Source organism: Nesterenkonia suensis (assembly GCF_054782935.1).
Genome location: NZ_BAAGRN010000005.1, coordinates 112,074 through 132,970, shown reverse-complemented (window position 1 = coordinate 132,970; position 20,897 = coordinate 112,074). Strand labels below are relative to the sequence as shown.

19 protein-coding genes are annotated in these 20,897 nt (G+C 69.9%); 8 read left to right on the top strand and 11 right to left on the bottom strand.

The window, feature by feature from the left end; all coding sequences use genetic code 11:
* Nucleotides 1-141: 141 nt before the first annotated feature.
* Complete coding sequence (locus ACYVKI_RS07085; protein WP_460689643.1) at nucleotides 142-246, bottom strand: methionine/alanine import family NSS transporter small subunit; 105 nt, start codon at nucleotides 244-246, stop codon at nucleotides 142-144.
* Nucleotides 246-1,895, bottom strand: coding sequence for a sodium-dependent transporter (locus ACYVKI_RS07080; RefSeq protein WP_460689642.1), 1,650 nt, complete (start codon nucleotides 1,893-1,895; stop codon nucleotides 246-248). The genes ACYVKI_RS07085 and ACYVKI_RS07080 overlap by 1 nt, the downstream gene beginning before the upstream one ends.
* Before the next feature lie 339 nt (nucleotides 1,896-2,234).
* On the opposite strand from ACYVKI_RS07080, the gene ACYVKI_RS07075 reads away from it, so the two are divergent.
* Nucleotides 2,235-4,331, top strand: coding sequence for a BCCT family transporter (locus tag ACYVKI_RS07075; protein WP_460689641.1), 2,097 nt, complete (start codon nucleotides 2,235-2,237; stop codon nucleotides 4,329-4,331).
* Between the two features lie 74 nt (nucleotides 4,332-4,405).
* Here the strand turns inward: ACYVKI_RS07075 and ACYVKI_RS07070 are convergent, their stop codons facing one another.
* The 4 genes from ACYVKI_RS07070 to ACYVKI_RS07055 all read right to left on the bottom strand — a co-directional run bounded on the left by ACYVKI_RS07070 (nucleotide 4,406) and on the right by ACYVKI_RS07055 (nucleotide 8,612).
* Nucleotides 4,406-5,239: an aldo/keto reductase gene (locus tag ACYVKI_RS07070; RefSeq protein WP_460689640.1), complete on the bottom strand. Its 834-nt coding sequence runs from the start codon at nucleotides 5,237-5,239 to the stop codon at nucleotides 4,406-4,408.
* A 121-nt stretch (nucleotides 5,240-5,360) separates the two neighbouring features.
* Entirely contained in the window at nucleotides 5,361-6,506 is a 1,146-nt protein-coding gene (gene nagA, locus ACYVKI_RS07065; RefSeq protein WP_460689639.1) for an N-acetylglucosamine-6-phosphate deacetylase, read from the bottom strand.
* Nucleotides 6,503-7,774 (bottom strand): PTS transporter subunit EIIC, encoded by a 1,272-nt coding sequence (locus ACYVKI_RS07060; protein ID WP_460689638.1) that lies wholly within the window; start codon nucleotides 7,772-7,774, stop codon nucleotides 6,503-6,505. The genes nagA and ACYVKI_RS07060 overlap by 4 nt, the downstream gene beginning before the upstream one ends.
* Before the next feature lie 67 nt (nucleotides 7,775-7,841).
* Entirely contained in the window at nucleotides 7,842-8,612 is a 771-nt protein-coding gene (locus tag ACYVKI_RS07055) for a GntR family transcriptional regulator (RefSeq protein ID WP_460689637.1), read from the bottom strand.
* A gap of 142 nt (nucleotides 8,613-8,754) precedes the next feature.
* Between ACYVKI_RS07055 and ACYVKI_RS07050 the strand changes: the two genes are divergently transcribed.
* From ACYVKI_RS07050 to ACYVKI_RS07025, 6 genes are all read left to right on the top strand, one after another.
* The gene (locus ACYVKI_RS07050) at nucleotides 8,755-9,813 is read left to right on the top strand and encodes an SIS domain-containing protein (RefSeq protein ID WP_460689636.1); all 1,059 of its coding nucleotides are present in this window, start codon (nucleotides 8,755-8,757) and stop codon (nucleotides 9,811-9,813) included.
* A gap of 66 nt (nucleotides 9,814-9,879) precedes the next feature.
* Nucleotides 9,880-10,128 carry a glucose PTS transporter subunit EIIB gene (locus ACYVKI_RS07045; RefSeq protein ID WP_460689635.1) on the top strand — a complete coding sequence of 83 codons (249 nt, stop codon included), beginning with the start codon at nucleotides 9,880-9,882 and terminating at the stop codon, nucleotides 10,126-10,128.
* Nucleotides 10,125-10,574 carry a PTS sugar transporter subunit IIA gene (locus tag ACYVKI_RS07040; RefSeq protein WP_460689634.1) on the top strand — a complete coding sequence of 150 codons (450 nt, stop codon included), beginning with the start codon at nucleotides 10,125-10,127 and terminating at the stop codon, nucleotides 10,572-10,574. The genes ACYVKI_RS07045 and ACYVKI_RS07040 overlap by 4 nt, the downstream gene beginning before the upstream one ends.
* A 136-nt stretch (nucleotides 10,575-10,710) precedes the next feature.
* Nucleotides 10,711-11,361 (top strand): hypothetical protein, encoded by a 651-nt coding sequence (locus ACYVKI_RS07035; protein WP_460689633.1) that lies wholly within the window; start codon nucleotides 10,711-10,713, stop codon nucleotides 11,359-11,361.
* Between the two features lie 107 nt (nucleotides 11,362-11,468).
* A complete protein-coding gene (locus tag ACYVKI_RS07030) occupies nucleotides 11,469-13,100 on the top strand; it encodes a DNA-3-methyladenine glycosylase 2 family protein (RefSeq protein WP_460689632.1) in 1,632 nt (543 codons plus the stop codon).
* Nucleotides 13,097-13,720, top strand: coding sequence for a methylated-DNA--[protein]-cysteine S-methyltransferase (locus ACYVKI_RS07025; RefSeq protein ID WP_460689631.1), 624 nt, complete (start codon nucleotides 13,097-13,099; stop codon nucleotides 13,718-13,720). Before ACYVKI_RS07030 ends, ACYVKI_RS07025 begins: the two co-directional genes overlap by 4 nt.
* A 195-nt stretch (nucleotides 13,721-13,915) precedes the next feature.
* Here ACYVKI_RS07025 and ACYVKI_RS07020 read toward each other — a convergent pair whose 3' ends face one another.
* Nucleotides 13,916-15,499, bottom strand: coding sequence for an MFS transporter (locus ACYVKI_RS07020; RefSeq protein WP_460689630.1), 1,584 nt, complete (start codon nucleotides 15,497-15,499; stop codon nucleotides 13,916-13,918).
* Between the two features lie 74 nt (nucleotides 15,500-15,573).
* Here ACYVKI_RS07020 and ACYVKI_RS07015 point away from each other — a divergent pair, with 74 nt between their 5' ends.
* Nucleotides 15,574-16,245 carry an ArsR/SmtB family transcription factor gene (locus ACYVKI_RS07015; RefSeq protein ID WP_460689629.1) on the top strand — a complete coding sequence of 224 codons (672 nt, stop codon included), beginning with the start codon at nucleotides 15,574-15,576 and terminating at the stop codon, nucleotides 16,243-16,245.
* A gap of 21 nt (nucleotides 16,246-16,266) precedes the next feature.
* On the opposite strand, the gene ACYVKI_RS07010 is transcribed toward ACYVKI_RS07015, so the two are convergent.
* The 4 genes from ACYVKI_RS07010 to ACYVKI_RS06995 all read right to left on the bottom strand — a co-directional run bounded on the left by ACYVKI_RS07010 (nucleotide 16,267) and on the right by ACYVKI_RS06995 (nucleotide 20,856).
* Nucleotides 16,267-17,070: a LytR/AlgR family response regulator transcription factor gene (locus ACYVKI_RS07010; protein ID WP_460689628.1), complete on the bottom strand. Its 804-nt coding sequence runs from the start codon at nucleotides 17,068-17,070 to the stop codon at nucleotides 16,267-16,269.
* 63 nt (nucleotides 17,071-17,133) lie between these two features.
* The gene (locus ACYVKI_RS07005) at nucleotides 17,134-18,564 is read right to left on the bottom strand and encodes a histidine kinase (RefSeq protein WP_460689627.1); all 1,431 of its coding nucleotides are present in this window, start codon (nucleotides 18,562-18,564) and stop codon (nucleotides 17,134-17,136) included.
* The gene (locus ACYVKI_RS07000) at nucleotides 18,554-20,335 is read right to left on the bottom strand and encodes a sodium/solute symporter (protein WP_460689626.1); all 1,782 of its coding nucleotides are present in this window, start codon (nucleotides 20,333-20,335) and stop codon (nucleotides 18,554-18,556) included. Before ACYVKI_RS07000 ends, ACYVKI_RS07005 begins: the two co-directional genes overlap by 11 nt.
* Nucleotides 20,332-20,856, bottom strand: coding sequence for a hypothetical protein (locus ACYVKI_RS06995; protein WP_460689625.1), 525 nt, complete (start codon nucleotides 20,854-20,856; stop codon nucleotides 20,332-20,334). Before ACYVKI_RS06995 ends, ACYVKI_RS07000 begins: the two co-directional genes overlap by 4 nt.
* Nucleotides 20,857-20,897: the final 41 nt, after the last annotated feature.

Genomic DNA, 20,897 nt, shown 5'->3' with positions numbered 1-20,897 from the left:
ACTGAGGTGTGATCCTCCCGACCTGAATCGATTCATGATTGTGACCTTGGTGTAACGTCGATGCATTCGTGATCAGCCCCACATCGAGGATCCGGTGTGCGTGCTCTGCATCACTGCTGATCAGGGCCCAGCGGCCTCATCTCACTCGGGATCAGGGTTCTTGACCAGATGCACGATCGCCGCGATCAGACCGCCCCAGACGGTGATCAGCGCGACGAGCATCATCAGGATCGCTGCAGTGTCCATCACCGACCCCCTCCTTCCGCGTCAGATGCCGAGCCGGTCTCGCCCGCGCGTCCTGCGCCGTCGGCCCCCACCAGCTCGTCGTAGTTGTCCTCGTCGATCTCAGGATCCTCCGCGTGCATGGCAGACTGCCCACTCCACGGCGTCAGCGTCAGCGCCACCGAGAGCACGATCACCAGCGCCAGAGAGCCCCAGCCGAAGGTCGCGACCACCCAGGTGTCGAAACCGCCGTAGCCTTCGGTGATCTTGTCGTCGATGTCCATGTAGAGCAGCACGCCCAACACGACCGGCAGCACGACGCCGATCAGTCCCTTCCAGACGATGCCCACCTTGAAGGAGCCGTAGGCGTTGAGCCCGGCGGCCAGCACATCCATCTTCCGGAACACCCAGGCCACCAGCAGCACGGCGACGAAGGCACCGCCGACGATGCCGATGTTGTTGGAGAAGGCGTCCACCGTGTCCAGGATGGTCACACCGGAGACCCCGCCGATCAGCACGATCGAGGCGATCGCGCTGGCGCCTCCGACGACGGCGACCGTCACGGGCCGCGACCAGCCGGTCTTGTCCTTCACCGCCGAGATCACGACCTCCAGGATCGAGATCTGCGAGGTGAAGCCTGCGATGGTCAGCGAACCGAAGAACAGCACCCCCACCAGCGCGGAGGCAGGGGCCTGAGAGATGATCGTCGGGAACGCCACGAATGCCAGGCCCAGCCCCGAGGAGACGACTCCGTCCACACCCGTGTTGGCCGCCAGGGCCAGGAAGCCCAGCGCCGCGAAGACACCGATCGCCGCGAGCATCTCGAACGAGGAGTTCGCGAAACCGACCACCAGACCGGAACCTGTCGAGTTCGACCGACGCTTCAGATAGGAGGCGTAGGTGATCATGATGCCGAAGCCGACCGACAGCGTGAAGAAGATCTGCCCGTAGGCCTGGATCCACACCGTGGCATCGGTCAGCGCGCCCCAGTCCGGGGTGAACAGGGCGTTCAGGCCGTCAGCGGCCCCCTCGAGGGTCAGCGAATAGGCCACCAGGATCGCGAACATCACGAACAGCACCGGCATGCCGATCAGCGAGACCGTCGCGATCCCCCGCCGCACACCGACGGCCAGGCAGGCCAGCAGCGCCACCCAGACGGCGATCAGCGGCCACCCCACCTGCGCCACGAAGTCCACCGACAGCCCGGCACCCTCAGCGCCGCCGCCGTCGTACTGCAGGTACTCGGCGAAGAAGAACCCCTCCGGATCATCGCCCCATGCCTGGGAGAGCGAGAACCAGGTGTAGCTGGCCGCCCAGGCGATGATGGCCGCGTAATAGATGGAGATCAGGAAGCAGATGCCCACCTGGAACCAGCCGATGACCTCAGCCCCCGGATGGAGGCGTTTGAAGGCCATCGGTGGCGACCCCCGGAATTTGTGGCCCACGGCGTAGTCGAAGAGCAGGATCGGGATGCCTGCGGTCAGCAGGGCGATCAGATAGGGGATCAGGAAGGCACCGCCGCCGTTCTCATACGTGATGTATGGAAAGCGCCAGATGTTGCCCAACCCGACCGCCGAACCGATGGCGGTGAGGATGAAGGCCTTGCGGCCCGCAAACGATTCCCGGACCCTCACGCCGCCGGCCGAATGTGACGAGCCGACAGAGCTGCTCATGGTCTCTCTCCTGACGAAAGAAGAAATGGATGGATAATCCCCTTATCTTGACAGACGTTCCGGACTATAGTCACCAGTCAGGGCCGGACGGGTTGCTCTGGAGCGATGGCTTAAGGCCTAATGGAGGATGAACGTCAGGAATTCGAGAATGAGCAGCGTCATGACCACGACGGCGCCGACGCCGCTGCGACCTGCTGACCTGACCGCATCCTGTGCGGAAGGCTCGGCGGCAGGCAGGGTTGCGCCGTCGTTTTCTTGTGCGCGCCATGATCGGAGAGGACGACTGACGAGCCCTCGCAGGGGGCCGTTTTCTAGGTATTCACAACCAAGGAGGAGTTCATGGCTTCGCACACCGAAGCGAAAGTGAACGATTGGTCGGTGACGAGCGTCTGGCGAAGTCTCAGCAAGCCAGTGTTCATCCCGGCGGTCCTGATCATCGCCGGGGCGCTGATCTTTGCGACGTGGTACGGCCGCGAGCACGGCGCCGAGGCCTTCGAGGCGCTGAACAGCACCATCGTCAACGGCATCGGATGGTGGTACATCGCCATCGTCACCGGCTTCGTGGTCTTCGCCATCTGGGCCGGACTCTCCAAAGCCGGCAACATCCGCCTCGGCCGGGACGACGAGACGCCGGAGTTCTCTTTGGTCTCCTGGTTCACCATGCTCTTCTCCGCAGGCATGGGCATCGGCCTCGTCTTCTGGGGCGTCGCCGAACCCCTCTGGCACCTGGTGGCCCCTCCGGACATCAGCGGTGAGGTCGGCGTCGACGCCGCCGGGGAGACCATCATGGCCACCCAGGCGGAACTCTCCGGCACCGCCATCGGCCAGTCCCTGTTCCACTGGGGCCTGCACGCCTGGGCGATCTACGTCGTCGTCGGACTGGGCCTGGCCTACATGACCTTCCGCCGCGGCCGTCCGCTGTCGATCCGCTGGCTGCTGGAGCCGGTGTTCGGCCGCAAGCTCATCGAGTCGTGGGTGGGCCACATCATCGACGTCGTCGCCATCGTCGGCACCGTCTTCGGCGTGGTGACCTCCTTGGGCCTCGGCGTCCAGCAGATCGGCGCCGGCCTGGAGTTCATGGGCTGGGCGGAGTCCAACGTCGGACTGCTGACCTGGCTCATCGTCGGCATCACCGCCGTCGCCACGATCTCGGTGATCACCGGCGTGCACAAGGGACTGAAGTGGCTGTCCAACATCAACATGTCCATGGCCGCCGCCCTGGCCCTGTTCGTGCTGCTGGCCGGCCCGACCCTGTTCCTGCTGCAGCAGCTGGTGGCCAACACCGGTGAATACGCCTGGGCCTTCCCGCAGCTGATGTTCGAGACCGCCGCCTCCTACGCCGGCGGCGACGGCGGCGCCTGGTCCGCCGACTGGACCATCTACTACTGGGGCTGGTGGATGAGCTGGGCACCCTTCGTGGGCATGTTCATCGCGCGCATCTCCCGGGGCCGCACCATCCGTGAGTTCGTCTTCGGCGTGCTGCTCGCCCCCACCATCATCGGCATCATCTGGTTCAGCATCTTCGGCTCCTCGGGCATCTACTACCAGCTGACCGAAGGCATCATGGTCGGTGAGGACGGCAGCATCGGCACTGAGGCGGCGCTGTTCACCCTGCTCGAGCAGCTGCCGCTGGCCTCGCTGACCGCTGTGGTGGCGATCCTGGTGATCGCGTTCTTCTTCATCACCTCCTCCGACTCCGGCTCGCTCGTGGTCGACATCCTCTCCCACGGCGGCCGCGCCGAGACCCCGCGCCTGACGCGAGTCTTCTGGGCGCTGGTCGAAGGTGCTGCGGCCATCATCCTGATCGCCGCGGCCGGGGAGGCGGCCGGCGCCGCCCTGCGCGTGCTGCAGGTCAGCTCCATCGCCGCGGCCGCGCCGCTGTCGATCGTGCTGGTGCTCGCCGTGATCGGCATGGTCCGCATGCTGCACTATGAGGGCGCCACGGCGCCGCGGTACGTGAGGATCCGTCCGCAGGCCTCCCCGGCCTCCATGGTGGACACCGCCCGCGAGGTCGCCGGGGCCGAGGAAGGCCCCGCCGTCGAACGGAACCTGCGCAAGATGCTCGCCGGCCAGGGACGTGCCGTCTCCGGCTTCTTCGGCGGCACCTCCTCCACGCTGTCCGGTCTCCCGTCGAAGACCGGTCACGGCACCAAGGAGTCCGTCCCGACGACGACCGACTCGATGGTCTTCGCCCTCCATGATGTGCCGGCCCACGCCACCTCGGTCAACCCCGAGACCGGCACGCTCAACCTGGACGAGGAGGCGTACTACCACGACCCGATCGGCCATGAGCAGTTCAGCACCCCTGAGTTCGCCGAGTCTGCCGAGGGCTGGGAGCAGGAGTCCGAGCACATCTACGACGAGGTGGTCGGCAACGGCGACGACGCCACCAGCGACGACGCCCCCGCCGGCGAGGACGACTCACCCCAGCGGTGAGGCAGTGAGCAGCCTCTGAGAACGCAGCAGGGCCCCGTCCGGTGATCCGGGCGGGGCCCTGCTGCGTCTGCGTCTCAGGAGCCGGGGGTGAACTCGGCCGGGTTCGGGCCGAGGCGCCCCTCCTTCTCGAGGGCGTCGATGGCCTCCAGCTCAGGGTCGGTCAGCGCGAAGCCGAAGACGTCGAAGTTGGCGGCGATGCGCTCGTCGGTGACGGACTTCGGGAACAGGATGCGGCCCTGCTGCAGGTGCCAGCGGATGACCACCTGTGCCGGGGTCACTCCGTGGGCCTCGGCGGCGGCGACCACCGGGGCCTCGCCGAAGACCTGTCCCTGCGCCAGCGGGCTCCAGGACTCGGTGGCGATGCCGTGCTTCTGGTTCGCCGCCACGACCTCGCGCTGCTGCAGGTAGGGGTGGATCTCGATCTGGTTGACCACGGGGGTGCGGCCGCCCAGGGCCACGATCCGGTCCAGATGCTCCTCCAGGTGGTTGGACACACCGATCGAGGTGGAGAGACCGGCGTCGGCGATGTCCTCCAGGCCCTCCCAGGCACGCAGGTACTGGTCGGTGGCCGGCGCGGGCCAGTGGGTCAGGTACAGGTCCACACGGTCCAGGCCGAGCTTCTCCAGGGAGGTCTCCATGGCGGCCTTCGCCTCGGCGCGGCCGAAGTCGGAGACCCAGAGCTTGGTGGTCACGTAGAGCTCGTCACGCGGGATCCCGGAGGCGGCGATGGCGCGTCCGACCCCCTCCTCGTTGCCGTAGATCGCGGCGGTGTCGATGTGCCGGTAGCCGACTTCGAGGGCCTTCGAGACCACACGCTCAGCGTCCTCGGCGGGGACCTGCCAGACGCCGAAGCCGAACTGCGGGATCTCCGTGCCGTCGTGGAGTGTGACAGTGGGTACTGCAGTCATCGCTTCCTTCTCTCTCACGGGTTCACAGGCGAGCCAGAACGCTCACGACAGGTGCGAACCACAGCGAGGGCTTGTCCATTCCACCACCCAATCGCCTTCTTGCATCGATGCAACAAAGGTGTCACGACGGCGGCGCGGAGCCCGAGAGCCATGCCCCTTCGACCATGACCCCGGTGACCTGCAGATCGTCGTCGAGGAGCACCAGATCCGCGCGATGGCCCGGGGCCAGCACCCCCACGCCCTCCAACCCGACCATCCGAGCCGGATGGGCCGTGGCCGCGACCAGCGCTTGCGCCAGCGGGATGTCCGCAGCCTGCACCGTGTGCCGCACCGCGGCCGAGACGGTCAGCGTGGAACCCGCGATCGAGCCCAGCTCGCCGGAGTCCTCGACCACCCGGGCCTCGCCGTCGTCGACCTGGACCTGCAGGTCTCCGAGCCGGTACCGACCGTCCGCCGCCGCAGCCGCCGACATCGCATCCGAGACCAGCACACAGCCCTGCGGCTTCGCCGTGAAGGCGAGCCGCAGCACCGAGGGATGCACGTGGATCCCGTCGGCGATCAGCTCCACCCACGCCCGGGGGTCCTCGAGCAGGGCGGCGATCGGACCGGGCGTCCGGTGATGCAGCGACGGCATCGCGTTGAACAGGTGCGTCCCCACGCTGGCTCCGCCCGCCAGCGCCTGGCCGGTCTGCTCATAGCTGGCCTCCGTGTGTCCCACGGCGGCGACGACGCCGGCGTCGACGATCTGTGCCACGGCCTGCATCCCGCCGTCCAGCTCCGGGGCGAGAGTGACCATCCGCACCAGACCGGAGGCGAGGAACTCCCCCAGCACCTGCAGATCCGGACTCCGCAGATGCTCGTGACGGTGGGCACCCCGTCGCCGGGGATTCAGCCACGGCCCTTCCAGGTGGACCCCGGCCAGCTCGCCGGAGTCGACCAGGGGGCGAAGCCCCTCCAAGGACTCCCACAAGGCGGGGTACGGGTCGGTGACCAGAGAGGCGAGCATCGTGGTCGTCCCGTGATGCAGGTGGGCAGCACGGGCCGTCCGGGCGGCGTCAGCACCGTCGAGGAAGGAGGCCCCTCCCCCGCCGTGGACGTGGACGTCCACAAAACCCGGGGACAGCACCCCGTCGGCGATGGTCAGGTCGGCAGACTCAGGCGGCTCCCCCGGACCCGCATCGACGATCACCTCCCCCTGGAGGCGGAGCCACCAGGGGGAGATGTCGCCGGCGGGGGTCAGGGCCGCCGTCGCGTGGATCAGCGTCATCCGCGCTGCTCCGAGGCGGGGGTGGATTCGGCGTCCTCGTCCTCACGGCCGGGCGTCTTGAGGTTCCAGAGCCTGATCACCGCGCGGAACAGCACGTAGTACAGGACGGCATAGGCCAGACCGATCGGGATCAGCATCCATGGGTCGGTGCCGATGTTCCAGTTCAGCACGAAGTCGAACAGGCCGGCGGAGAATCCGAAGCCCAGTTTGATCTCCAGGAAGTTCACCAGCGCCATGGCCGTGCCGGTCAGGAAGGCGTGCAGCACATAGAGCGGGAACGCCACGAACATGAAGCTGAACTCCAACGGCTCGGTCACTCCGGTCAGGAAGGCGGTCAGCGCCCCAGCGCCCATCAGACCTCCGACGACCTTCTTCTGCGACGGGCGTGCCGCGTGGTAGATCGCCAGCGCTGCGGCCGGAAGGGCGAACATCATGATCGGGAAGAAGCCGGTCATGAAGGCTCCGGCCGTCGGATCCCCGCTGAGGAACCGTGCGATGTCTCCGTGGACGACCGAACCGTCGGCGGTCTCGTAGGAGCCGAGGATGAACCACGGCGGGTTGTTCAGGATGTGGTGCAGACCCAGCGGGATGAGCAGGCGGTTCATCATGCCGTAGACGAATCCGCCGAGCACCGCGTTGGCCGCGACCCACTCGCCCAGCGCCGTGATGCCGGCGTCGAAGAGCGGATAGATGAAGCTCATCAGCACACCGATGATGATCGCCGCCAGGGCGGTGATGATCGGCACGAAACGCCTCCCCCCGAAGAAGGCCAGATACGGAGGCAGTTTGATGCGGTAATAGCGCTGCCACAGCCAGGCGGCGACCAGACCGATGATGATGCCGCCGAGCACATGGAAGTTGATCATCACCTGCTCCTCGCCCTCTGCGGGGGCACCGAGGATCAGTGGTGACATCGCCCCGGTGACGGCGTCGTAGACCAGGTAACCGATCAGTGCGGCGAGCGCGGTGGAGCCGTCCGCCTTCTTGGCCATCCCGATGGCCACACCGAGGGCGAAGAGCAGCGGCAGGTGGGCGAAGAGCGCCTCACCGGCACTGCCGACGACGGTGGCGACCTGGTTCCAGCCCAGCCCCTCGGCACCGAGGAGGTCGGGCTGACCCAGGCGCAGCAGCAATGCCGCGGCGGGCAGGGAGGCGATGGGCAGCAGCAGGCTGCGGCCGAACTTCTGCACTGGGGCGAGATTGATCGTAGGCATCTTCGATCTCTTCGTGGTCTCGGGGCCGCCGTCGGCGGTTTCGGGCGAACTCATCGGAGTGCTCCTTCCGGGGGCGAGTGAATCGGTGGTGGTGGGGTGGTTCTCTGTGGAGTCGGGCAGCTCAGGAGGCCGACATGTCGTCCCGGCTGAGACTCATGTGGACCTGATAACGGTCCCCGCGATAACGGGAGACCACATGTTCCGCCGGTCGGCCGACCGCGCGGGAGACGCGGCGGAAGACCAGCAGCGGGGTGGCGAGGTCGGCATCGAGGAGCCGAGCCGTGGGGCCGTCGGCCGACTCTCCCCAGAGGGTCTGCTCAGCGGAGTCGATGCCGATGCCGTAGTCGGTGGAGAAGATCTCGTAGAGCGAGCCGGTCAGGTTGCGCCGGTCCAGGTCCGGGAAGAGCGCGACCGGATACCAGCCGGTCTCCACCGCGATGGGCTCGTCATCGGCGCATCGTACGCGGGTCAGCGCCCAGACCTTCCCACGCGGACCTTCCCCCTGCATGCCGAGGGAGGCCGCCGCTTCCGGAGGCGGCTCCACCGCTTCGCAGCTGATCAGCCGCGTGGTGGGGCGAAGTCCGCGCCGGCGCATGTCCTGGGTGAAGGAGGCCAGATGAAGTCGACTCTCCAGCCGCGACTGCGCAACGAAGGTCCCCTTGCCCTGCACCCGGCGCAGCAGCCCGTCGACGATGAGCGTGTCCACGGCTTTGCGGACCGTCGCCCGCGAGACCCCATAGGCGCCCATCAGCGCGCGCTCCGAGGGGATCATGACACCCGGACCCAGCTCCTCCGAGGCCATCCGGGCGAGCACCGCGCTGAGCTGGATGTGCTTGGGCTCAGGACCGTCGGTGATGACGGCCTGCTCTGTCCGGGCTTCTGGCTCAGCCACGTGATTCACCTCTCGACAACTCGGTCCGCGATTGATACGGTCTGGTACGTACCAGTTGACTATGGCGGTCATCACACTCATTGTCAAGGCCGCCACAACCGCTCCGGTGCTCCACGCCGGACCGCCCCGAAAGCAGGTGGAGATGACCACACAGATGGCGCAGGAGACCGCTGAACAGCCCGAATCCCTCCGACGCACGATCGATGCACTCCTGGCCGCCCCGGACACCCTGGGCGAGCTCTTCGCCGGTCGGCGGCGCGTGCTCTTCGCCGCCCGCGGCACCAGCGACAACGCCGCCGTCTACGGCCGGTACCTCCTGGAGACCCAGGCCGGGATCCTCGGCGGCCTCGCCTCCCCGAGCGTCGCCACCCACTACCGGGCGGACCTCGACCTCCGAGACACCGTGCTGGTCAGTGCCTCGCAGTCCGGTCGCACCGAGGAGATCGTGGCCACCCAGCGCTGGGGACGCGAACACGGGGCTGCCACCGTCGCCATCACCAACGGGTCCGAGTCGCCGCTGGCGCAGGAGGCCGACGTCGCCCTGATCACCCAGGCCGGCGAGGAGCTCGCCGTGCCGGCCACGAAGTCCTACACCGCCCAGCTGGCCGGCATGACCACCCTCTGCGTCGCCGCCCTGCGGCACAGCGGCGACGTCGTCGCCGCCACCGCGTTGGAGGAGCAGCTGCGCCGCGTGCCCGAGCAGGCCGCCCAGATCCTCCAGGCCCGGGCCGGGGTGGACGACGCCGTCGAGACCCTGCGACGCCACACCACCACCGTCGTCACCGGCCGCGGCCTGCTGATGGGCACCGCCTTGGAGACGGCCCTGAAGATCGAGGAGACCTGCCTGCGCCCGGTGCGCGGATACTCCTATGCCGACCTGCGCCACGGCCCGATCGCCGCCGTCGGGGAGGGTGTCGTCGCCGTCGTCCACGCCGCCGCCGACGGCCCGCTCTGCGAACCCATGGTGCAGCTGGCCCAGGACCTCTCCAACCGCGGGGCGACCGTCATCGGCGTCGGCGGCTCAGCGGCGTTCCAGCAGGCAGTCGGCATCCATGTTCCGGGCGCAGACCTTCCTGAGACACTCTCCCCACTCGTGAACATCATCCCCATGCAGGTCGTCGTCGAGCAGCTCTCCCGCTCCCTGGGGCTCGCCCCGGACGCCCCCCAGGGTCTGGCGAAAGTCACCCGGACCGACACCTGACCACCGCCCCACCGTCTCCACACCACACACCGGCAGAATCACCCACCTATCCACGAAGAACACCCAGTGAAGGAGCCCATCATGGCTGACCGTGCAGAGCAGATCCTCGCCGCACTCGGAGGATCGGACAACATCATCGACCTCGAACCCTGCATCACCCGGCTGCGCACCGAGGTCGAGGACGCTTCCCAGGTCAACGAGGCCGCGCTCAAGGCCGCCGGCGCCCATGGCGTGATGATCAGCGGCAATGTCGTGCAGGTCGTCGTCGGGCCCGAAGCGGACACCATCGCCGAGGACATCGAGGACCTGCGGTGACCCGGGTCGTCGCTCCCTGTCCCGGCCAGGTGCTGCCGCTGGCAGAGGTACCGGACCCGGTGTTCTCCTCCGCCATGGTGGGGCCTGGCCTCGCGCTGGACCCGGCACCGGAGGAGACCACTGTGTGCGCGCCCGTCGCGGGGAAGGTCGTCAAGATCCACCCCCACGCCTTCGTCATCCAGGGCGAGGACGGGGTGGGCATCCTGGTCCACCTGGGGATCAACACCGTCAGGCTCGAAGGAGAGGGCTTCGAGGTCCTGGCCCAGCAGGGCGGCCACGTGGCCCAGGGCGACCCCATGGTGCGGTGGACCCCCGGGGACATCAGCGGCGAGAGCATCTCCACGATCATCCCGATCGTGGCCCTGGACCAGCCTGCCGACTCCGTCACCCCGACCGGGGCCGCGCAGGTCTCTGCCGGTGACGACCTCTTCGTCGTCACCGGCTGAGCGGCCCGTCCTCCCCCACGGCGCACCAGCACCCCCTGGTCAGCGGGCCGCGCCTGCCTTACTCTGACAGTCATGGACCATGTCCGCGAGATGTCGGGCACGGGCAGAGGAGCAGGCACTGAGCAGAGGAGCTGCGATGACCACGACCCCGGATGCGGCGGCCAAGCGCGCTGTCGCTGGACGAGCCCTGCTGATCGTGGCGGCCCTGGCCGCGGCCGCCGCCGCGGGGGCGAGCATCGCTCAGCTGGGAGATGCGGGCTCTGAGCATCTGCTGCATGACGCGTGGCGCGGATTCGGGCTGGTGGTCTTCGCGGGGCTGTTTGCGCTGGTGGCCTGGCGTCCCACCGGCTACCCCGGGGTGCTTGAACTGGCGTTCCTGCACAAGCTCGGCCTGGCCCTGATGGCTTGGAGCCAGCTGGAGACCGCCGCCGGCGCCTGGGCCACACTGATCATCGACGGCCTGCTGGCCTTGGTGTTGCTGGTGGCCTATGTGCTGCTGGGCTCCCACCGCGCCTGGCGGCACGCCCGCCCCACGGACGCCGCAGCTGACATTCCGGCCTCCCAGGGCTCATCGCGCAAGGGGTCGGGCACCCAGGGCGCACCGGCCCAGGGCGCGGCGTCGCAGGAGCAGCTCGAGGCCACCAAGCCCATGCCGGACCCGCTCGCGGGCGATGCTGGACGGCGCGGAGCCCCCGGAACCGGCACCGGCGACGACGGCGACGCGCAGGGGCCCAGTGACTCCCAGGGACCCGGCGGCATTCCTCGGCCGCCGCGCTCCTCCCGCTGACCAGCAGCCCCTCCAGACCAAGTCAGCACGGAGCACGATGACGTCGTCGTCACAGCGATGTCGGATTCCTGCTGGCGCCGACGACCTCACCGGAGCATGCTGGTGCCGTGACCACCTCTCTGCTCCCCGACGCCGAGGCCTGCATCAAGGCCGTGCGCACCCGCGACGCCCGCTTTGACGGGCGGCTCTACGTGGGTGTGACCAGCACGGGGATCTACTGCCGACCCAGCTGCCCGGCCCCGCCGCCGAAGGCCGAGCACCTGACCTTCCACCCGACCGCCGCCGCGGCCCAGCGCGCCGGATTCCGGGCCTGCCGCCGCTGCCGTCCGGAGGCCTCCCCCGGGTCGCCGGAGTGGAACATCCGCCAGGACACGACCGCCCGCGCGATGCGGCTGATCGGCGACGGCGAGGTGGACCGCTCCGGTGTGGAAGGACTCTCCGCCTCCCTGGGCTACAGTGCCCGGCAGGTGGAACGGCTGCTCCGCGCCGAGCTCGGGGCCGGGCCGATCTCCCTGGCGCGGGCCCAGCGGGCCTCCACCGCGCGGACGCTCATCGAAGGCACCGCGCTGAGCTTCACCGAGATCGCCTTCGCCGCCGGGTTCGCCTCGGTGCGGTCCTTCAACGAGACGGTGCGCGCCGTCTTCGCCGCCTCCCCCAGCCAGCTGCGAGCTGCCCGCCGGAACGGACGATCCGTGGCCGTCACCGGACCGGGGCAGGGCGCTGACCGGGCACCCCAGGACGACGGCGGCACCCCGCATCAGCTGAGACTGCGCCTGGCCTACCGGTCCCCGCTGCACGTGCCGAGTCTGTTCGGGCACCTCATCGCCACCGCCGTGCCCGGGGTGGAGACCTGGTCCCCCGCCTCCGGGACCTTCCATCGAGCGCTGCGTCTGCCGCATGGCCTCGGGGTCGCCTCCCTGACCCCGGACGACGGCGAGCGCGGCTGGATCGACACCGAGCTGCGGCTCACCGATCTGCGGGACCTGACCTCGGCGGTGCAGCGCTGCCGCCGTCTGCTGGACCTGGATGCGGATCCGGTCGGCATCGACGAGGCGCTGCGCGCCGATCCGGTCCTCGCCGAGCTGGTGGCCAGCACCCCCGGCTGTCGGCTGCCCGGCACCACCGACCCGGAAGAGCTGGCCTTCCGTGTGGTGCTGGGCCAGCAGGTCTCCACCGCCGCCGCCGGTACCACGGGCGCCCGCCTCGCCCGAGCCGTCGGCGACCCGCTGCCCGATGCCCTGCGTCTGCCCGACGGCCCCACCCATCTGTTCCCCACGGCCGCCGCCCTCACCTCAGCGAGGTCCAGCGCCTCCTCCGACGACGACGGCGGCGCGGCCCCACAGGAAGCGGCCTGGCCGGGCATGCCGGCGTCGCGCCGCGAGACCCTCCAGCGACTGGCGGAGGCTCTGACCTCCGGGCGTCTGCGTCTCGACGTCGGAGCGCCCTGGGCGGACGTCCGCACCCAGCTGGCCTCTCTGCGCGGGATCGGCCCGTGGAGCGTGGAGATGATCGCGCTGCGCGGGCTGGGAGATCCGGACGCCTTCCCCGCCACCGACCTGGGAACCCGCGTGGCCGCGGAGGCGCTCGGTTTGCCCGGTGACCCGCGCCCGCTGACCGCACGCGCCGAGGCCTGGCGACCCTGGCGCTCCTACGCCACCGCCCTGCTGTGGGCGAGCAGCGACCACGCTGTCGCCCGCCTGCCGAAGCCCTCGACCCCCACGAAGGAGAGCAGCCCATGAGCCGGACGACCCCGCAGGCCGCGGAGGCTCCGCCAGCGACGCACGCCACGGAGCATCCGCGGGCGGCACAGACCTCAGACGCTGCACAACGCTCACCCACCGCACAGCGCTCGCTGTCCCACAGCATGATCGACTCCCCGGTGGGTCCGCTGGCCCTGGTGACCGACGGAGAGGCGCTGACCGGCGTCTCCATGGCCGAGCACCGCCACACCACCGCGGAACGCTGGGGCGAGGCGGTGGCCCTTGAGGACGCCGCCGCCGTCGTGCGCCGCGCCGCCGAGCAGCTGGGCGAGTACTTCGCCGGCGACCGCCGGACCTTCGACCTGCGCCTGGCGCCGGAGGGCACCGCGTTCCAGCAGCGGGTGTGGGCGGCGCTGCGGGAGATCCCCTACGGGGAGACCTGGAGCTACGGACAGCTGGCCACGCACCTGGGGAGTCCCGGTGCCTCGCGAGCGGTGGGGCTGGCCAACGGCCGCAACCCGCTCTCGATCATCGTGCCCTGCCACCGAGTGATCGGCGCCGACGGCTCGATGACCGGCTACGGCGGGGGCGTTCCCCGGAAGGAGCATCTGCTGGCCCTGGAGCGCGGGGAACACCCGCTGTTCCCCGCGACCGGGTGAATCTCGAACGGGGCTTCTCGACTGGAGGCTTCTCAGGGGGAGGCTTCTCAGGGGGAGGCTTCTCGGCTGGGAGATCTGTGCCCAGCTGAGCCGCCTCGAAGGGCCCTCAGCTGGACACCGCTCCCCAGTCGAGGGACGAGCCAAGCCGGACGACCTCGGCCAAGGCCAGACAAGGCCAGACTGAGACGTCCGGGGTCAGGCCCAGCGGAATTCGACGCCGCCGCCGAGGTCGTGGCGACGGGCATCGCGTTCGGCCTCCGCGCGGAGCCGATCACGGAGCCGTGCCGTCTGCCGGGCCGTGTCCCGAGCCCTGCGCCGTGAGGTCCGGCAGGCATGGCACGGGGGCGTCTGGTGGGCCGCCGCCGGGCTCACGCCCGGCCCGTCTCCCCTGTCTTGGTCGCCGCGGTCGTCTCCGCCGTCCTCGGCATCGCGCACTCGCTGCTCGGCGGCCTCCACCATCGACTGCCGCACCTGCGTCATGGCCCAGACCACGGCCGCTCCGAGCAGCGCGGCGGCGACGACGAACACCGTCGGCAGGCCGAAGTGCTCGCCGATGAAACCGCCCAGCACCGCGCCCAGCGGCATGAGGCCGAATCCGACAGTGGTGATGGCCCCGGTCATTCGGCCCAGCATTTCGCCGCTGACCAGGCGCTGAAACAGCGTGAAGGCGATGACGTTGCCGGTCATGCTCAGGAAGCCCTGCAGGAGTCCGGCCAGCAGGAGGACGTCGAAGCGGGGGAGGATCACCGGCAGCAGCATGATCGGCGCCTGGGCCAGGAAGGCGCCGAGCATCAGCGGCACCTCGGGAGCGCGCCGCGTCATCCGCTCCACCAGGAAGGACGCGGTGACGGCGCCCACCGCACTGGCCACGGCGAAGAACGGGTACTGCGACTCGGTGAGACCGATGGCCGACCCCTGCCCCACTGCCCAGAGGACGAACACGGACATGAACGCGGTGGAGGCGAGGTTGGCGGCGCAGGACATGATCACCAGCGGCCGCAGCACTGGGTGGCGCCACACCAGACGCAGCCCCTCGAAGACCGCATGCAGTCCGGCGTCCGACGGCGACTCGTCCCCCTCGGCGGGAGCCTTCGGTTCCTCCGCAGCCCGTGGCTGTCCGGTGCGTCCCGCACGGTAGTCCCCACGCAGCCCGAGGATGATCAGCAGCACCGCCGCCGCGCAGACCGCCGCGGAGAAGCCCAGCAGCCAGCCGGCACCGAGCACCACGAGCAGCCCGGCCACGGGGCGGCCGATGAAATCGTTGAAGATCTCCTCGGCGGCCATGGTGCGCCCGTTGGCGGCAGCCAGCCGGGAGCGCGGCGCCACCTGCGGGACCATGGTGCGCCCGGCCAGGTCCGCGAAGACCTGGGTTGCTCCGTAGAGACCCATGAAGAGGATCAGCACCTCGATGCGCAGCGCCCCGGCCAGGACGACCGCGATCAGACCCGTCAGGACGGCGACCCGCAGACTCAGTGCCACGATCCGGACCCTGCGGCGGTCGGAGCGGTCGATCACCACCCCGGCGAACAGGCCGAACAGCAGCCAGGGCAGCCAGAACAGCGCCGAGAGCAGGGAGATCTCCTGCGGAGACCGGGTCAGTGAGACGGCGATCAGCGGAATTCCCGTCATCAGGACGCCGTCGGCGAGATTCGCCAACGCCACGCTGCCCCAGTGAGCCTGGAACCGGCGGCCGAGAGGTTCGGTTCCGGAGGTGACCTCCTCGTTGACGCCGTCGTCGGGCCTCTGCTCCGCTGTGGTGGTGTGCGCCATGGTGATCATCTCCGTAGACTGGTGCCGAGAAAGATTTGCAGAGATTCCTCTGCAACACCTTCTATGCAAAGGTATCTCTGCATATGAGCGAACACAAGACCCCAGCCCCGAAAAACTCGGACAGTCCGGAAAGTTCTGCCCACGCGCCCGACCAGGCCCCGGAGAAGATGCCCGGCGAGGCAGACCTGCAGATGGACGCGAAGACCATGAAGGCCTTCGCCCATCCACTGCGGATGGCGATGTACTCCTACCTGTCCGACCAGGGTTCAGCCACCGCCACCCAGCTGGCCAAGCATCTGGACGAGAGCACCGGGCAGACGAGCTATCACCTGCGGCAGCTGGAGAAGCACGGCCTGGTGGAGGAGGATCCGGAGCGCGGCACCGGGCGCGAGCGGTGGTGGAAGGCCTCCGGGTTCAGCCTGCGGGCCGAACTGGTGCGCCAGGACCCGCACCAGATGCCGGTGGCCCAGACCGTCATCCAGCACCAGATGCAGGAGCGCCTCCAGACCCTGCGCCGGTGGATGACCCACATCGACGAGGAGCCGGAACACTGGATCGAGGCCTCCGTGGACTCGAGCTCGACCGCGACGATGACGGCAGAGGAGATGCGCGCGATGCGCGACGAGCTGATGGAGGTCATCGAACGCCACACCGGCGCCGCCTCCGAACGGGTGAAGGCCTCAGGAGCGAGCGACGACGAGCGCCGCGCCCGGGTCTACCTCAGCGTGCTGCCGCTGCCCTCGCCCGAGGCCTGACACCCTCACGCGCCGGCCGCCTCATACTCCGAGGCGACGGCGCAGCTCGGGCGCATGCCGCCGGGAGACCTCCACCCGGCTACGCTGGCGGTCGTTCATCACCAGCACCAGCGCGCCCCGGAAGTCCGGGACCAGCTCCCGCACATAGCGCAGGTTCACCAGATACGAGCGGTGGACCCGGAAGAAATGACCCTGCAGGCGGCGCTCCAGCTCGTTCAGCGAGAAGGAGACCAGCACCCGCTCATCGCCCAGCTTCAGCGAGGAGTACCCCCGGGCGGCAGAGGCATAGACGATCGAGTCCCCATCCACCAGCATGGTGCGTCCGTCCTTCTGCACGGGGATGCGCACCAGCGGCTCCGGCTCCGCGGCCCGCACCCGGACCGCCTGCCGCGCCGCCTCTCCGGAGGCGGCTGCGCCGTCGTCGTGCCGCTGACCCGACTGGACCTCCTGAGGGCGCTCCACCCCGGTGGAGAGCGCACGCCCCACCGCGCGCTGCAGGCGAGCGGAGTCGAAGGGCTTGACCAGATAGTCGGCCGCGGCGAGGTCGAAGGCCTCCACGGCGTGATCCGGGTAGGCGGTGGTGAAGATGACCTGGGGACGGTGCGGCCTCTCGCGCAGCTGCTCGGCGATCTCCAGGCCGGAGAGCCCCGGCATGCGAATGTCCAGGAAGACGAGGTCGTAGTCCAAAGAGTTCAGCAGCACCAGCGCCTCTTCCCCATTGGTGGCCTCCCCGACCACCTGCACCCGCCCGACCTCTTCGAGCAGATACCGCAGCTCCTCACGGGCGGGGGCTTCGTCGTCCACGATCAGCGCGCGGGGCATCATCCGTTCAGTATAGGCCGGGAAGCCAGGCCCCCATGAGACAGGCCACAGCCCGACGACGGCACCTCAGGTCAGCGGCACCCGCAGGTCCACCACCGTCCCACCCCCGCGCGGGGTCGACAGGGAGAGGTCATAGCGATCACCGAACAGGGTCTGCAGCCGCTCCGTGATGTTGCGCAGCCCCACGCCGGCATGGGCCGCGGAGCCCAGGCCGGCCGGCGGGGCGCCCGCACCCCCAGAGTCATGCTCGCCCGCATCCTCGCCCGCATGCTCGCCCGCATCCTCGCCCGCTTGGTCACCGGTCTCGCCGCGACGGCCCATCAGCCGGGCCATCACCTGCGGATCCATCCCTGCGCCGTCGTCGGAGATCCGGATATGCGTGGTGCGGGTCAGCGGGTCCACCCGGGCCCGCAGCCGCACCGTACCGCCCTCCTTCTTGTCCGCGATGCCGTGCTTGACCGCGTTCTCCACCAGCGGCTGGATGGTCAGCACGGGCACCCGCGAGGTCAGCACCTGCGGGTCGATGTCGTAACGGACCTGCAGCCGGTCCCCGAACCGGGCCTGCTCCAGGGACAGGTAGGTGCGCACGAAGTAGTACTCCTGGGCGAACTCCGCGAAGTGCCCCTCCTGACGGACGGCGTAGCGGAAGAACTCGGAGAGCCGCAGCAGCAGCTCCCGGGCCTCCTCCGGACGGGTGCGGGCCTTGGAGGCGATGGTGTTGAGGATGTTGAACAGGAAGTGCGGGTTGATCTGGGCGCGCAGGGCGTCCAGCCGGGCGTGGGTGGCCAGCCGGCGCTCCCGGTCCAGCTCAGCGAGCTCCAGGTGCAGGGACAGCATGGTGGCCATGTCCTCCACCAGCTGCTTGGGCGGGACCTCAGTCCGCGCCTGGAACACCCCCAGGGAGCCCACCACTCGCGAGCCGATGGCCAGCGGTGCGATCACCGCGGACTGCAGCGGGCAGTCGGGGACCTGGCAGCCCAGTCCGGCCCGATCCCGGACCACGACGGTGCGGCCCTTCTCGATGGCGCGCACCGCCGCCCGGGTCTGCATCTGCCCACCGACCCGATGGTGGTCAGCTCCCGGGCCGACGAAGGCGAGGATGTCCTCCCGGTCCGTGATGGCGATCGCGTCCCCGGAGAGCATCGGGCGCAGCAGCTCGGTGGTGCGGCGGGCCGCTTCAGGGGTCAGCCCCGAACGCAGCGGCACCGAACGCCCGGCGGCGGCCAGATCCCGCACTCCGCGAGCCGCCTCAAGCCGATCCCGCTCGTCGCGGGGCATCGACCGTCCACCGCCGAACCGGCCCAGGCCTGCCCGGCCCCGCCGACGCGGGCCGCGCAGCGCCGAGGGGTAGCCCAGCACGACGGCCACGGTCAGCACCGTCCCCGCGCCGATGGTGGGCAACGTGGTCAGCGGCGGGTCCACCAGCACCTGGGTGACCAGGTACACCGCAGTCCAGATGGCCAGCACTGCTGCGGCCAGGATCGCGCTACCGCGCATCGTGCCTCCTCCGGCTCATCGGGGTGCCCAGCAGAGCGGAGCGGCCACCCCGGCCCCGAGGCCCGGTCCGCCCGCGGCGCCCAGCCCGGTCCCGGCGCTCGGCCCTCCGCGCGGCGATGGTCAGCCGCGCCAGGCGCTCGGCCCGCCGATCGGCGGCGGTGCCGTGCATGATCACCCAGGACTGCTCGACGTCCACGGGCGGGGTGCTGTTCAGGGACACCGCGGCGGCGACGAGCAGGCCCAGCGGGGCGGCCACCAGGGTGGGGGTGACCAGCAGCTCCCGCCACCACACCGGCTCCAGGAAGCTGCCGGTGGTGAACATGACCACGGCGAGCGCCCCACCGGTGAGCATCCCCGCCACCGCGCCACGGGCGGTGAGCCGTCGCCACCAGATGGCCAGCACGATCACCGGGGTCAGGGCCGAGCCCGCGACGGCGAAGGCCCAGGTGACCATCGTCGCCACCAAGGAGGGCATCGCCGGGGTGAAGGCGTCCGGACGCAGGGCGATGGCCAGCCCGGCGGCGGTCGCCGCGGCCACCAGGGTGGTGAGCCGACCCGCCCAGACCGCCTGCCGCTGGGTGGCATACGGGTTGATGTGGCGTTCATAGACGTCATGGCCCCAGGTGGCCGCTGAGGCCAGCAGCAGCCCCGCCACCGTGGACATCGCGGCGATCAGGGCGGCCGCGGCCACCAGCCCCAGCCCGGAGTCCCCGCCGTAGATCCGACCCAGCACCGGCAGAGCGTGCTCGGGGATGCGCAGCACGCCGTCGACGGTGAGCTCCTGCAGCCAGGGGTGCTCACCGACTGCCGAGGGGATGATGTCCCGGGCGGCGGTGCCGAGCATGACCGCCAAGGCGTAGAAGGCGCCGATGAGCATCAGCACCCAGACGGTGGTGGTGCGGGCGGCCTTGCCGGTGGGGGCTGTGAAGTATCGGTTCATCACATGCGGCAGCCCGGCGGTGCCCAGCCCGAGGGTGACCACCAGCGCGACCTGGCCGAGCTGCCCGTAGCGGGCGCCGGGCTCGCCGAAGACGGCCGCCCCGCCGTCGTCGATACGGTTGACCTCCTGCTCCAGCTCCCAGCCTCCCGGACCCTGGGTCGGGTTGCTCAGCGGCTCCGCGCTGAGCTGCTCCACCGCCTGCCCGTAGCGGAACCCGTCCCCGGTGACCACCAGCGCCAGCCAGATCAGCGCGGTGAGCAGCAGCAGGAACTGCACCGCCTGGTTCCAAGTGGTGCCGCGCATCCCGCCGAAGGCCACCACGACCGCGATCACGGCGGTGGAGAGCAGCACCCCGGTGGCATACGGGCTCAGCCCCAACGCCCCGTGGCCGACCAACAGCTCCCAGGTGATGCCCCCGCCCACCGACTGCGGGATCAGGTAGAAGAGGATGACCAGCTGGACGATCCCCACCGCCGAGAGCCGGACGGCGTCCGACCGGAGACGGCGTCCCAGGAAGTCAGCCAGGGAGAACTCGCCGAAGCGGCGCAGCGGGGCGGCGACCAGCAGCAGCACCGGCACGAAGCCTGCGGCGAAGCCCACCGCATACCAGGCGCCGTCGAGTCCGGAGACGTAGACGGCGGCGGCGACGCCGAGGAAGGAGGCCGCCGAGAGGTAGTCGCCGCAGATCGCCCAGGAGTTGGTGATCACCCCGACCCGCTGGCCGGCCAGGTAGAAGTCCACAGTGGAGGAATGCCGGGGCCGGGTGACGAAGGAGACCCCGAGGACGATCACCAGCACGGCGATGAGCGTGATGATGGAGGCTGCGGTCATCGCGGGGCCTCCTCGTCACCGGGGTGGACGTCCGGGTGCGCGTCCGGGTGGAGGAACGGTGCATCGGGCGGGACGTCCGCGTCGAGCAGGATGCGGCCGCCGTCGCCGTGCGTGCCGGTTGCCTCCGCGGCGGCGCCGTCCTCAGCTGTCCTCTCCCCAGCCACGTCCTCCCCCGCATGACTGAGCGTGAGCCCGGCCTGGCCGAGCATGCGGGCCTCCACCGAGGAGCTCAGGGTGGCCGCGGCGATGCCGATGACGGCGAAGAGCACGTAGAGCCCGATCCCAGCGGTGAGGAACCCGGGGCTGAGGTCCCCGACCAGGCGGGCCTCGGACCACCACTCCAGGGCCATGGTCAGCACCGGGAAAGCGGCCACCAGCAGCAGGAAGACCACGAAGTAGGTGCCGGCGATGCGCCGCAGGGTGCGGAAGACCGCATCGACCTCGGCCGGGGTGTCCCGGACCTCCGGAGAACCGCCCCAGGGGTCGCCGAACCCCTGCAGCCCCAGGTCATCGCGTCTCATGCGGCCAGTCTAGGCAGGGTCGACGACGGGGCAGGCGGAAC

Bases quoted from the DNA above. Each gene is read 5' to 3' on its own strand.
- ACYVKI_RS07085 (WP_460689643.1), bottom strand. From the start codon at position 246: ATGGACACTGCAGCGATCCTGATGATGCTCGTCGCGCTGATCACCGTC.
- ACYVKI_RS07060 (WP_460689638.1), bottom strand. From the start codon at position 7,774: ATGAGTTCGCCCGAAACCGCCGACGGCGGCCCCGAGACCACGAAGAGA.
- ACYVKI_RS07020 (WP_460689630.1), bottom strand. From the start codon at position 15,499: ATGATCACCATGGCGCACACCACCACAGCGGAGCAGAGGCCCGACGAC.
- ACYVKI_RS07015 (WP_460689629.1), top strand. From the start codon at position 15,574: ATGAGCGAACACAAGACCCCAGCCCCGAAAAACTCGGACAGTCCGGAA.
- ACYVKI_RS07070 (WP_460689640.1), bottom strand. From the start codon at position 5,239: ATGACTGCAGTACCCACTGTCACACTCCACGACGGCACGGAGATCCCG.
- ACYVKI_RS07000 (WP_460689626.1), bottom strand. From the start codon at position 20,335: ATGACCGCAGCCTCCATCATCACGCTCATCGCCGTGCTGGTGATCGTC.
- ACYVKI_RS07035 (WP_460689633.1), top strand. From the start codon at position 10,711: ATGACCACGACCCCGGATGCGGCGGCCAAGCGCGCTGTCGCTGGACGA.
- ACYVKI_RS07075 (WP_460689641.1), top strand. From the start codon at position 2,235: ATGGCTTCGCACACCGAAGCGAAAGTGAACGATTGGTCGGTGACGAGC.
- ACYVKI_RS07005 (WP_460689627.1), bottom strand. From the start codon at position 18,564: ATGCGCGGTAGCGCGATCCTGGCCGCAGCAGTGCTGGCCATCTGGACT.
- ACYVKI_RS07050 (WP_460689636.1), top strand. From the start codon at position 8,755: ATGACCACACAGATGGCGCAGGAGACCGCTGAACAGCCCGAATCCCTC.
- ACYVKI_RS07080 (WP_460689642.1), bottom strand. From the start codon at position 1,895: ATGAGCAGCTCTGTCGGCTCGTCACATTCGGCCGGCGGCGTGAGGGTC.
- ACYVKI_RS06995 (WP_460689625.1), bottom strand. From the start codon at position 20,856: ATGAGACGCGATGACCTGGGGCTGCAGGGGTTCGGCGACCCCTGGGGC.
- ACYVKI_RS07025 (WP_460689631.1), top strand. From the start codon at position 13,097: ATGAGCCGGACGACCCCGCAGGCCGCGGAGGCTCCGCCAGCGACGCAC.
- ACYVKI_RS07010 (WP_460689628.1), bottom strand. From the start codon at position 17,070: ATGATGCCCCGCGCGCTGATCGTGGACGACGAAGCCCCCGCCCGTGAG.
- nagA (WP_460689639.1), bottom strand. From the start codon at position 6,506: ATGACGCTGATCCACGCGACGGCGGCCCTGACCCCCGCCGGCGACATC.